Below are 13,994 nucleotides of genomic sequence, written 5' to 3' on the forward strand. Positions count from 1 at the left end.
CTGACAATCACCCAGGCAAAGACTTTTGATGTCTTTGGTATCAAATTCTTGGGGTTTCAGATGAACGCACGCAGTTACAAGACCGTATTTTCCAAACGCCTGGGCACTTTGGTGGCTGTTGGCGAACACGCCACCAGCCAGGGCAAGGCCAACGGCGCAGGCTCCGGCGGGGGGGCTGGCGGGGGGGCTGGCGCATCGGCCACGCTGGGTTACATCGCCGCCCTGACTGCCGGGTTTGCATTTGTCAGCCTAGCTTGGGCCGCCCCGGCCAACAACGCACTGCCCACCAGCGGCACCGTGGTGCAGGGCGCGGCCAGCATGGCGCAAAGTGCCAACCAGCTCAACATCACACAGTCCACCCAGCGTGCCGCCATCAACTGGCAAAGCTTTGACATTGGCAGCCAAGCCCGTGTGCAGGTTTACCAACCCAACGCCCAGTCGGTCTTGCTCAACCGCGTGGTGGGCAACACCCCCAGCCAGATCTTTGGCCAAATGCAAGCCAACGGCCATGTGATCTTGGTCAACCCCAACGGCGTGCTGTTTGGTAAAGACGGCAGCGTCAACGCCGGCGGCTTCACCGCATCCACCCTCAACATCTCTGACGCCAACTTCATGGCGGGCAACATGGTGTACGAGCGCAACGGCAGCACGGCCGGCATCGTCAACCAAGGCAACATCACCACAGCGCCCGGCGGCTACGTGGCCCTGCTGGGCGCTACCGTCAGCAACGAAGGCAGCATCACGACCAACGGCGGCAGTGTGGTCATGGGCGCAGGTGAAACCATCAAAGTGCCCGTGAGCGGCACAGGTCGTATCAAACTGGAGCTGACTCCCGCCGCCATCAACGCCAGCGTGAGCAACAGCGGCAGCATCGTCACCGAAGGCGGCCAGGTCTACATGCAAGCCCTGGCGCTGAACCGGGCGGCGGCGCAAATTCTGCAAAGCGGCAGCGTCGACACCACGGGCGTACAAGGCGGTGCAGTGCACCTGCTGGCCGATGGGGGCAGCATCAAGGTGGATGGCGGCATCACCGCCAACAGCACAGGGGCGGGCAAGAAGGGCGGCGACATCATCATTGGTCGTGATGAAGTGACGGGTGTGCTGGCCAAGTCAACGGATGTCAGTGGGTCAACCATTGAGAGCAAAGGTGGTTTTGTAGAAACATCAGCCCACTTATTAGCGGTCGATGGCATCAAAATCAACGCAGGCACTTGGTTGCTTGACCCTGACAATATTGAAATTACCGATGCCGCTTCTGCGAGTGCTGGCTATTCAAAAATCAGTGCTACTGCTATTTCAACTGCATTAAACTCCACTAATGTTGTCATCAATACAACAGGTTCGGAAACAGGCGTTAGTGACAACTCCGCAGCAGCTGGGGATGGCAATATATTGGTGAGTGCCGCCATCACAAAAACTGGCACTCCGGCAACCAAGCTGACACTGAATGCCGATAACGGAATCACAGTTAATCAGAAAATATCCTCGACTAGTGGCGCGCTTGACGTTGAAATGACTGCCTTGGGTAATGCACCATTGGCAGCCAACAGCCAAGGCATTACCCTGAACGCCGCCATCAATACCAATGGTGATGTGACCCTCAATGGGAAAACCAATAACTCTGGTGCAGCCAGTGCATCTAATGCGATTGGTGTCGATATCAAGTCCGCAGCAGGCATCACCGCGAGGAATATTTCCATCACGGGTAAATCTGAAAGCTCTTTCGGTATTCAGTCAGCTTCACTCTTGAATGCGACAGACAAAGTCACGCTCGAAGGCACCAGTAAAAACTGGGTGGGTGTGACGACCACTGGTGCAATCACTGCAAGCAACGGTTTGCTCAGCATCAAAGGCACTAAAGGCGCAGCAACTGATGCGTCGGGTTATCAAGGCATCAATATCAACAGTAACTTAACAGGAGCAAGTGTTTCACTGATTGGTACCTCATATGGTCATTACGGCGTTCAGGTTCAAAATGTGACGGTTAAATCAACATCTGGCGATGTTTACATTGAGGGTACAGGTATCAACACAGCTACTACAACTGGTCAAAACGAGTCGTCGGGGACTCGAATTGCAGGTATCGTTGATGCTAAGGCTAAAGCCACTATCAAGGGCACTACCAGCGATGCGGGTCTTTATCAGGGCCTGATTATTAGCAATCAGGTCAAAGGCGCCAGTGTTGAAATTACCGGCATCGCGAGTAACCATATTGGTGCTGCAATTAATAACGGTGCTAAGGTCACCGCCAGCGCAGGTGACGTCATGATCAACGGCACATCCAATACCAATGAGGGTTTAGGCGTAGGTAGTCAAAGTAGCAATGGTGGCACAACCATTACTGCTACCAATGGCAGCGTATCGCTGACTGGCACATCAAACTCTTCATTGATCAAATCCGGGACCGCTGGCGTGCGTTTTTGGGGTAAAAACAGCGTAACAGCAGATAAAAATATCAATATCACTGGCACCGTGGATACGCTAGCTAATAAGAGTGGCGTTGGGGTGGAGTTTCAACGCTACCCAAGTGCAACCGATTTAAAGACAACAACAGGCGATATTAATATTACCGGCACACTCACAGGTGGTGGTGGTGGTTCTGGTGTCAGGATGGGCGAAAGCGGATGGGGTGCACAGGCACCGATGATTTCAGCAGGCGGTAATTTCACTTTACGGGGTAACAATCGCGGATCGAATAGCAATGCATCACCCGCAATTTCTGCTTCAGGTGGTATGCAAGTAAGCGCAGGCGGCAATATTGTTGTGCAGGCGGAAACCAATAATGCAGCGGTTGCTGCGATGAGCTTCTACTCGGGGACTGCTTTGAAACTTGGTGTTCCGGACTGGGGTAGTGCTTTACAAGCCAATACATCGTTTATTACTTCTAAAAATGTATTGATTCAAGCCAACCAAGGCGGCATCGTATTCAATAACAGTATCATCCCAACCTTAACCAGTGGTGTAGCGCCTAATCTGTTGACTGCGCTCACTGACATCAAAGGTAAAAACATCACCATTGACAACACTGGTGCGGGTATGGTCACGGGCCCAACTAACATTGTTGGCGCTGGCAGTATCGATGCGACAACAGGCGCTGTTATTACTGCGGGTTCTGGCAGCGCAACTGGAGGTACTTCTGGCATCAGCATTGATGGAAGAAAGATCACGGCCACAGGCAACCTCAATATCATGGGCGTTGCTGCAGGCACTGGAACTGGCATCGGCAGCAACGCTGTCTTAACTGCAGATGGTGTGGTGAATTTAACGGGTAAGTCGGTTGGCGGAACAGGCTTAATATCTGCAGGTGCTGTGAAATCAAATAATGATGCTGTGAGCATCATAGGCACCAGCACTGGATCAACCGGTGGTAGTGGTTCTGATATTCAAGGAACGGTCACAGCTAACTCTAATATCAATTTAGAGGGTTACAGTGGAAATACAAATAACGTTCAAGGTTTACTTATTCGAAACGCTGTGAATTCAACTGCGGGTGATATCACTGTCAAAGGTGAAACCAAAGCCGCTTCGCAACGTGCAGTAGCGATTACTGCTAACGGTGTCAATAATGGCAGTCTGAAAGTGGCTGATGGTAAAAATATCAACATCAATGCTAACACCCTGTTAATTAACAACGTTCCCTCTACTTTTGTTGATGCTGGCCCCAATGGTTCGGTGAACATTAAAACGACAACAGCGGGCAATGAGATAAAGATTGGTTCCCCAGATGGGCCGAATGCAACGCTAGGTAGTCAAGTTCTAGGCATTGATAACGGTGAATTGAACCTAATTAAAGCAGGTAATTTGGTGATTGGTGATACAGCCAGTGCTGGCAAAATTAGTATTGCTGTAGCAACCACAACACAATCACAAACAGGCAATATCACCTTGCAAACGGGTGGCAATATTTCTGTTGATCAGGCGTTGACTGTCGCTGATACAAAAAATCTGACGCTTCAAGCCAAAGGGGATGTGACTATTGGAGCTGAGATTAAGCGAACTGGTACAGGTAACCTTGTGATCGCTGCGGGTCTTGGAAAAGCAGCTGGTGATGGTACTGTGGGGCAAGTTACAACGTCGAATTCGTTTGGCAAAATCACTAACGCCAGTGGCAAAACATATATTTACACAGGTAGCGTAGCTGGATCAGCCAAGATGAGTGATCTCAACAACGCATTCAATACGCTTTATTTAACAGCTTCTGGTGCTAACGCTCAAAACGCACAATCCAATACAGCCACGGCTTTAGCTAACACTATTTCTGGCGGTGCCAATACGCAGGTGATGTACCGTGAAAAAATTGCGGTGGATTTGAGTGCTTCAGGAAATAGCCTAATCAATGCAGTGAAGGCCTATGGTGATGTTTCACAATCAACTGTTAATTCCGATGCACAAACTGCCCTCAAAGCCATCAATGCTGATAAGACATTAAGTTGGAGTCAAGCGGACAACACCTTTAACTTGAGTTCAGACAAGCTGGTTGACACTTTGCGTGTGGATGGTGCTGCGTTCAGCACGGCGCAAAAATTGAGAGCTGGTGGGACTGCTTACGGTACCACTTCTTCCACATACAGCGTGACGTCCTCTCGAGCGCTGCCAACTTTGACAATTAACCAAAAAGCACTGACTGGTTCGATTGCTCAAGGCAATACCACTTACGGTGATTCTTTGGTTGCCGGTACAGCCAGCTTCACCAACAAGGTTGGTAGCGATGTGGTGACTCCCGGCATTGTGATCATCGCCACAGCGGGCAACACCAGTGGCAGCGGTAACCTCAATGCAGGCACATACGCAGGCATCCAGTCCGTGAGTGGATTGACCGGCGCTGACGCCGCCAACTACTCCTTCACCAACGTCAAAGGGGACTACAAGGTCGATCAACGTCAGTTGACCATCGCTCCCGGCTCCGTCGCCACCAAAACAGCCGACGGCACAACCACTGCAACTGTGACCCCCGGCACGTTGAGCAATTTGGTGGGCACTGAAACCTTGGGTGTGGCGGCCACCGGCACGTTCAGTGACGCCAATGCGGGCAACAACAAAGCGGTCAACGCTTTCTACACCCTGCAAAACGGTGCCAATGGCGGGGTGGCCAGCAATTACATTTTGGCCCTGGGCAAGCCCGGCAACCCCGATACGCGCATGACCGGCAACATCCTGGCCAGCGTGAACCCGGTCATCAACCCCACCCCATCGCCGGTGAACAATAATACGGGCAGTCGTGTGAGCGCGGTGTCTGGTTTTGGCGGCAGTGGCGCGGCGACTGGTGTGCTGGATGACAAACCCGTGACCGAGAGCCGCGAGGTGTGCTCCGACGTGTTCCCAGAAAATTGTGAATGCCAGCCCAGCGTAATCACGAGCATCGAGATCTGCTTTGCGCCCAAGCGCGTGGCTGCCACCAAGGAAGAAAAATGAAGAAGTTTGTATGGCGTGATGTGACTTTGGCTTGCATGTGCGTGTTGGGCGCGGTGCCCGTGTGGGCACAGCAAGCACCAGCGGTGTCACCCGGGGTGAACCCCGGCACTTTGCTGCGCAACATCGAGTCGGCCCCCGTTCCGGCCAAGCCTGCCGACAAACCTGCCGTGACCGAGGCGGACGATTTGTCTGACCTGAAGGCGATCGACAAGTTGGTGCGGGTAGAGGTGCGCAATTTTGATGCTTTGGCCCCAGCCTTGAAGCTGTATTGGCAAGACAACATTGGCAAGCCGGTCTCGGTTGAGGCCTTGGCCCAGTTCAAGATTTGGGCCAACGACGAGGCCAAAGAGAGTGGCTTGTATGCCTTTGCCCAAACCGACTCCGAGCCGGGCGAGGGGGGCGATGTGCTGGTGGTGACCATGGTGGTGCCGCGCATCAAGTCGGTTCGGGTGTTTGTGCCTGACGAAGATTTGGCCAAGCGTTATGAGGCCTTGTTGACCACCCGCTTTGCTAAAGACTTTGCGCCGGGCAACGTGGTCGACCCGAATGGTTTGGACCAGCGTCTGGAGGCGGCCAGCTACGATTTGCCCGTGAGCCTGGAGATCGTGATCCGCTCGGCCGGTCCCAACTTGGTGGATTTGGTGGTCAACGTGTCGGCTTTGCCTGCAGAGCCGGGCAAGCTGGCTAATGGTGTGGTGCAAATCAACAATTACGGCTTGAAGTCTTATGGTCGTCCCCAAGTCATGGGCATGGTGAGTGTGGGCGGCCTCACGCCCAATGCACTGTTGAGCCTGACGACCCAGGTGTCTGAAGGCGTGCGATATGGCCGTGCCGAATACGAAGGCCCGGTCGAGGCCTATGCCGGGCGTATGAAAATTTATGGCAGCCGCTCTGACAGCCACACCATTTTGGGGGGCGACACAGCCAGTAAGGGCGTCTCGCAAGAGGTGGGCGCAGGCCTCACTCACATGTGGGGCAACTACAAAAGCTTCGTGTTCAAAACCGTGACCGAAATCGGTGGCCGCCAGACGATTTCTCATTTGGCGCTGGACGATTCCGAGACTGGCCGGGTCGAAGAAACGCAGTTGCGCTTGACGTGGTCGATGGACAACGAGCGCGTTGCCCGCGAGCCATCGCGCTTGGCCGTGACGGTGACAGCCGGTGAATACACGCGTTTGGGCGGCTCTGAGGCTTACAACGTGGAGACCGGCGGTTACGGCAAGTTGAACGTGTCCGGCCGCATGCAACGCAACTTGAGCCGTGACGGAAATTGGCAGTGGGTGGGCCGCTTCAATGCCCAGGCCGCCACCCGCACGCTGGACGGTTACAACCGCTTGGCGTTGGGCGGCGTGAACGGCGTGCGGGCTTACACCGCAGCCGACGGTGTGGGCGACCAAGGTGTGGTGGCTTCGCTGGAGCTGAACCGCCGCTTGTCGAGCAGCCAGATGGTCGGCGTGTTTTATGACGCCGGGGTGATTCGCCCCAACAAGGTCCATGTGGATGGGGGCTTCAACACAACCTATAGCCTGCAAGCGGTGGGTGCGCAGTGGACGGGCAACTTGGGCCGCTGGTACTACAACGCCACTTTGGCCAAGGGCTTCGGCGGCTACAAGCTGGCCGAAGCAGGCCAGGTGACAGAGTCTCAACGCAACCCCTGGCGTTTGTCGGCAGCCCTGTCTTACGTGTTCTGACGGGTTTTTCCCTCGCTCCTTCACCAGCCCGGCCAGTCCGGGCTTTTTCTTTTTCTGAGTCATACCCGCGCATGCGGGTACCCACGGCAGCCGAAGGCATGGACCCCCGATCAAGTCGGGGGTGACGAGTCATGGGTCGGGGGTGACGATTCACAGGCTAGTCGGGGGGTGACGAGACCAGTGTCATACCCGCGCATGCGGGTATCCACGTCAACCATCCATTTGCATTAAATTCATGAATTCATCAAATAAACAAATTTAACTGAAATTAAGCGCTTTTTTTGCACTCAAATTGACAATATAGTTTGCAATATTGAATATTTGCCAATAAAATCAATAAAAGCGCTGTGAGTTGGCAGTTTGTCGTTATCTCAAGGCGTTCAGGCCGCCCATGAAATGGGCTGGCTCTTGTTGATGTCGAATTTTCAATGAACGCGAACTGCTTTAAAACTGTCTTTTCAGAACGCTTGGGCTGCCTCATCGCCGTGGGAGAGCACGCCTGCAGCCAAGGCAAGTCCTCGGGCGAGTCGGCGTTTGGAAGTTCGTTTTTGGCCTCGGCGGGTGTGTTCACTGGGGCCTTGCTTTTGTCGCAAGTCTTTGTGGGCTTGGCCTGGGCGCAGCCCGCGGCCAATGCGCTGCCTACAGGCGGCGCTGTGGTGCAAGGTGCGGCCAGCATGGCCCAAAGCGCGAACCAGCTCAACATCACGCAGGCCAGCCAGCGTGCGGCCATCAACTGGCAAAGCTTTGACATTGGCGCTGCTGCCAAAGTGAATGTGGTGCAGCCCAATGCGCAAGCGGTGCTGCTCAACCGCGTAGTGGGCCAAAGCCCGAGCCAAATCTTTGGCCAGCTTCAGGCCAATGGCCATGTGATTTTGGTCAACCCCAATGGCGTGCTGTTTGGCAAAGACGGCAGCGTGAACGCAGGCAGCTTCACCGCATCGACCTTGGGCATCACCGATGCCGATTTCATGGCGGGCAACATGGTTTACCAACGCAACGGCAGCACGGCCGGGGTGGTCAACCAGGGCACGATTGAAGTGTCACCCGGCGGCTATGTGGCCTTGCTGGGTGCGAGCGTGAGCAACGAGGGCAAGATCATCGCGCCCAAAGGCGGTGTGGCATTGGGTGCTGCAGAGACCATCAAGGTGCCTCTCAGCGGCAGTGGCCGCATCAAGCTGGAACTGACGGCGGGCGACATCAACGCCAGCGTGAAAAACAGCGGCAGCATTGTGTCGGAGGGCGGGCAGGTGTACATGCAGGCGCTGGCCTTGAACCGGGCGGCCGCGCAAGTGATTCAGAGCGGCAGCATCGACACGACGGGCGAGCAGGGCGGTGCGGTGCACCTGCTGGTCGACGGCGGCACCATCAAAGTGGATGGCAGCATCACGGCCAACAGCACGGGCACGGACGACAAGGGCCAAGTGCGCAAGGGGGGTGACATTGTCATCGGGCGCGATGAAGAGACGGGCGCATTGGCGAAAGTAACAGACGTGAGTGGCGCATTGTTGGAGACTCAAAAAGGTTTTGTTGAAACCTCGGGCCATGATCTTAGAGTTGATGATCTTCAGGTCAAAGCGTCTAACTGGTTGCTTGACCCAGACAACATTGACATTACAGGCGACGCAACAGCTGCCACAACGGGTTATTCCAAGATCAAAGCCAGTGCTATTGTTGCGGCACTCAATGCTGGGACAAGTGTCACTGTTAGCACAACGGCAACATCCAGTGTTCATCAGCCTGCCTACTCAGACACGGCTGGCACGGGTGCAGGTGCCGCGGTTACTGGCGATGGCAATATTCTGGTTAACGCGGCCATCGTCAAGTCGGGTGCCAGTGATGCAAGCCTGACCCTGCTGGCCGACAACGGCATCACCGTGCACCAGCGCATTGGCAAAGCCAGCGCTGACATTACATCTACAGGTAAGCTGGATGTGACCTTGACAGCCAGTGGAAATGCGGCTGTTGCAACGGATAGTAGAGGTCTTGTACTTAACAGCTTCATTGATGCCAACGGTGGGGTGGTGACAATTTCTGGCACCAACGTCAATACCAATGGCAGTAGCGTTGGCGTGACGTTCAACAACGGTTCGGGGATCACTGCAGGCTCTTATACCGTGCAAGGTGTTTCGACCTCAACCGCCCAGCAGAGCTATGGCGTGGGTATGTTTGGGACCGTGAAATTCAAATCCACGGGTGACAGCCTCATCAACGGTACATCGTTGGCTCAGAGCACTGCGATGACCTATGGCACCACAATCAGCGATGGTGCCAACGTTTCGTTTGATGCGGGTAATGCCGGTGGCAAGTTGGTCGTCAAAGGTTCCAATGCCGCCTGGGAGACAGGTTTGCGGATCAGTGCCGTCGGTGGATCGGCCACAGTGACGACAGATGGTCTTGTGACCTTGGGGGCCTTGGAGGCCAACTCTCAATTTTCATTCCGTGCGGGCACAATCACCGCCAATTCTGGCTCCTTGACGCTATTTGGGCAAATGGCGGGTGGCGGCACTGCACTGTCCACTTATGACGGTTCCTCTATCACGGCCAACAATGGCACTTCAATCACGATGGAAGGCAAGATTACCGGCACCAATACAGGAACGGCGGTCGGCCTCGGTCAAAACAGTTCTTTGACGATGCAGGCGTTGCAAGGCACCGCAGCAAGTGCCGGTGACATCAAGATCACGGGCACGGCAACCAACGGCACGGGTGTCTATATCAAAAATGCCTCCAATACGACGTGGAGAGGCAGAAACATCGCGATCAATGGTCTAGTTAATACAGCTGTTGGCGGGACGGCATATGGCGTATTTTTTCAGCGCTATGCCAGCATTCCGACTTTTATCGCAACAGGCAATATCAGTGTTGAAGGGACTGTTCAGGGGGCAGGCTCTGGAACTGGTTTGACCTTTGAAATCAGTGGTTGGGGTGGCCAAGCGACAAGCATGACAGCCAGTGGCGACATTACCTTGCGTGGTAACAACCGCGCATCCACTGCCAACACCCGCAATGCGGTTTACATCGCTTCTGGGCTTCAGGCTGTGGCAGGAGGGAACCTTGTTTTGCAGGGGGAAACCAATAACGCCGCAACAACAGCCATCAATGTTGTGTCGAATGCGGCCAGTTCATGGGGTACCTCTCTGTATGGCAACATGACACTGCAGGCAACCGGTAACGTTCTGGTGCAATCCAATCAAGGCAGCATTGTTCTTAGCAACCAATTGGCGAGCACGTATACCAGTGGCGCTTTAACCACTGAAACCAAAATTACCGGTCACAACATCACCATCGACAACACCGGCGCCGGCATGGCGACGGGTGCTGGAACGGCTGTCACGGGCACCGGTGGCACTCAAGGTGCAACGCTGGGCTCAGGAAATATTGATGCAGCGACAGGCGTCATTACACGAGGGGCAGGCAAATCCACTTCCAGTACAGCGGGCGTCAGGTTGACAGATGGTCGTGCCATCACTGCCAAAAACAATATCAATATTTTTGGTGCAGGGACAACGGGTAACGGTGTTGAAATCAGTGGCGCTGCCGCGCTGTCTGCCAACGTGGCCGGATATACGGGCAATATCAATATTGCGGGCGAAAACACCAACGCCACTGTTGGGAATGCAGCCATCAACATCAGCAATGCTTCTGCGACCATCACAGCACTCAACTACACCACCTTGACATCCAGTGGTGTTGGTTCCGGCACTTCTTTGGTCGCAGCAGGCAATATCACCGTGGGTGGTGAATTGCAGGTGGAAAATCTTGCTGCGGGAACGATTTCCGGTGTGATCGGGGGCACGGGCATGCTCCGGAAAAGAGGAGGAACTGGTGCTGGTACCCTGACATTGACCGGTGAAAACACATACACCGGAGGCACCACGGCCAATGGTGGCATGTTGCAGGTGGGCAACGGCGGCACCACGGGCACATTGGGAGTAGGAGGCGCTATTTCGGTAGGGGCCGCACTGAGTTTCAAGCGTTCCAACACGCTGGAAATTTCTCAAAACATCAATGGTGTGGGGCAGATCAGTCAGATTGGGACTGGGACAACCATACTTAGCGGTACCAATAGCTACTCGGGTACAACGACTATTAGCTCGGGTGGACTCCAGATCGGTCATTCAGGAACAACGGGAACTTTGGGGGCTGGCGCTGTAAGCGTCGCCAGTGGCGCGAACTTGTCATTCAAAAGATCGGGCACATGGACTGTTGCCAATGCCATCAGTGGTGCAGGTAATTTGACGCAAGAGGGTTCGGGAACCACTGTTTTGACTGGCGCCAACATTTACACAGGCACGACCACCATCAGTGCCGGTGCCTTGCAAATCGGTGATGGAGGAACCAGTGGTGCATTGGGTTTGGGTGCTGTGGTCAACAATGCCAGTCTGATTTTCAATCGTTCAAACGCTTTGACAATCGCCAATGCGATCAGTGGCAGTGGTGGGCTGATTCAGCAAGGTACTGGTACGACTGTTTTGTCTGCAGACAATAGCTATGGAGGCACCACGGTGGTGAGTGGTGGAACGCTGCAAGTGGGTAATGCAGGTGCCACAGGTACGTTGGGTGCGGGCGCAGTCACGCTCAGCAACAACGCCAATTTGAGTTATGTGCGTTCGGCGGACACAACCATTGCAAACAATATCTCCGGTGTGGGCAGCCTTTCCGCCAGCATCACGGGCGTGGGCAGTGATTTGACCATCGCTAATGCCGTCGCATTGACAGGCGGGACAGTCAATTTGGCTGCAGATGGTCACCTGACTGTGACGCAAACTGTTGGCACAAGCAACGCTACCAGCAGCGCAGTTGTCATGACATCGGGCAAAGCCACTTCGGCAGGTACTGCGAGTGGTGGAGACATCAGCTTTTCGGGCAGTGGCGGTGTGAGCGTTGGCGCCAGTGGGCGTGCGACTTTGTACACGGGTTCGCTGACTGGCAGTACAGGTTTGGGCATTGTCGCAGGCAACAGCCGCTACAACAGTGACGAACTCGCGAGCAATTACACGAGTGCGCTGGGCACAGGCGTGTACGCGGTCTATCGCGAAGCCCCGACGCTTTCGATCAACGTCAACAACGCCAGCAAAACATACGATGGCGTTGCTTTTGGTGGTGGAAATGGTTTGGTGGAGTCAGGCGCGACGGGTCTCAAAAACGGAGACTCTCTTTCGAGTGCCTTGTCTTCGGCAGTTTGGAGTGGTGCAGCTCAAAATGCTGTGAATGCAGGGACTTACACCTTGAGCGCCAGCGAGAGTATTGCAGGCAAGAGCGCCTTGGGTTACGTCACCACCTACAACGATGGCGCGCTGAACATTGCGCCCAAAAGCATTGCGGTCACCGGTATCACGGTCGATGCCAAGCCGTATGACGGCAATGCGGTGGCCCGTATTTCTGCGGCGAGTTTCAGTGGTTTGGTGCCAGGCGAAAGCTTGGGTTTGAGTGGCGCTGGGTTTTTTGACAGCCCGAATGTGAATGGTGTGTCCTTGGCGACAGTGCCCAATGTGGGCCAGCTCACGCGTGCCAATGGCACGGGCGATTGGGGCAATTACAGCCTGAGCGCAACGGGTGCTGTGAGCACCAGTGCCATCGGCAAAATCACCCCCGTGGCTTTGACGGCCCGCGTGAACGACTCTGCCGTGTTTGTGACCCAGTCGGCCAGTGCAGCGCCTGACATGGGCGTGGCGTACACCGGCTTTGTGAATGGCGAGTCGGCCAGCTCGGCGCTCAGTGGTTTGGGTGTACGCACGTATTCTGGCGCAACCGACTACCCCACGGCGGGCAGCTACACCGGTGTGTATGGCTTGTCTGCTGTGCCCACTGCCAACCATGGCAACTACAGCGTGTCGGTGATTCGCGGGGCGCTGACGGTGGTGCCCGCTGACAAATTGTTGATTCGCGTGGACAGCCAAACCAGTGCCTATGGCCAACAAAGCGCTGCGGTCGATGGCGTGGCGAGCCCGGGCACCGTCGGGGCTTATTACTGCCTTGATGCCGCCTTGGCTTGCAACGGTGCGAATTTGGTCAGCCTGAATTTGACGCGTCTGTCGTCCAACCGCTGGAAGGCGGCAGACAGCACGGGCAGTTTTGTGGTGTTTGATACCGCCATCTCTGGGGCCAGCTATTCCACAGGCGGTTACCTGAATGTGGGCAATTACCGGTACACGACTTCCGAGATCAGCCCTTTGTCTTTGCCCAATGGCAACTTCTCTGGCCGCTTCAGCAATGCAGGCGTTTTGACGGTGGATGCACAGCCGATCACCGCCAGCTATTGGGCGGCTGACAAGAGGGTGGATGGCACGGTCAGCGCCCAGGTGGTGTCGACGACGAGCGGGTTTTTGGCGGGTGACCAGGTTTCTGACCAGTGGACCCGTGCCTCTTTTGCGACCGCCAGCGTGGGTAACTATCAAACGGTCTCGGTCAATGGCGTGCAGTTGTTGGGAGCAGACCGGACCAATTACCGCTTGGTGAACCCCTTGGCGCTGACGACGGCCAGCATCTTGCCCATCGATGTGCCAGAGGAACGCCAGCCTGCTCGGCCGCAGGTGAAGCCGGTGGTGCTGTGGTTCGATGTGGGCAACACCGTCGGCGCAAAGCGTGTGATCCAGTCGGAAGTGCTTGTGCGCGCCGGTGCAGCGGTGGGGTTTGATGAGGGGGCCAGCTCGGCAGCCATTGCTGCTGGTTCAGGTGGTGCAGGTGCAGGTATTGCCAATGCGGGCAGCGTGACCCCCAGTTCTAAGCGCGCCGATGGCATGGCCGCTTGCGTGAGCGAAGTGCCTCTGAAAACGGCGCAGGATGTGGAGCCTTCTTGTGTTTGCAAGCCGACGCCCATTGAGGGCGTGCAGCTGTGCATGGAGCCTCGGCTGGTTTCTCCGCTGGTTTCACGGGCTTTGTAAAAGCAGC

General features: G+C 55.3%; 3 protein-coding genes. All 3 read left to right on the top strand.

Features of this window, described 5'->3' with window-relative positions:
- Window positions 1-60: 60 nt before the first annotated feature.
- Complete coding sequence (locus B9Z33_RS09410) at window positions 61-5,412, top strand: filamentous hemagglutinin N-terminal domain-containing protein (RefSeq protein WP_108287080.1); 5,352 nt, start codon at window positions 61-63, stop codon at window positions 5,410-5,412.
- Window positions 5,409-7,103: a ShlB/FhaC/HecB family hemolysin secretion/activation protein gene (locus B9Z33_RS09415; RefSeq protein WP_108286737.1), complete on the top strand. Its 1,695-nt coding sequence runs from the start codon at window positions 5,409-5,411 to the stop codon at window positions 7,101-7,103. The genes B9Z33_RS09410 and B9Z33_RS09415 overlap by 4 nt, the downstream gene beginning before the upstream one ends.
- Window positions 7,104-7,531: 428 nt before the next feature.
- Window positions 7,532-13,987, top strand: coding sequence for an autotransporter-associated beta strand repeat-containing protein (locus B9Z33_RS09420; RefSeq protein ID WP_108286738.1), 6,456 nt, complete (start codon window positions 7,532-7,534; stop codon window positions 13,985-13,987).
- Window positions 13,988-13,994: the final 7 nt, after the last annotated feature.

This window comes from Limnohabitans sp. T6-20 (genome assembly GCF_003063505.1).
Taxonomy (GTDB): Bacteria; Pseudomonadota; Gammaproteobacteria; order Burkholderiales; family Burkholderiaceae_C; genus Limnohabitans_A.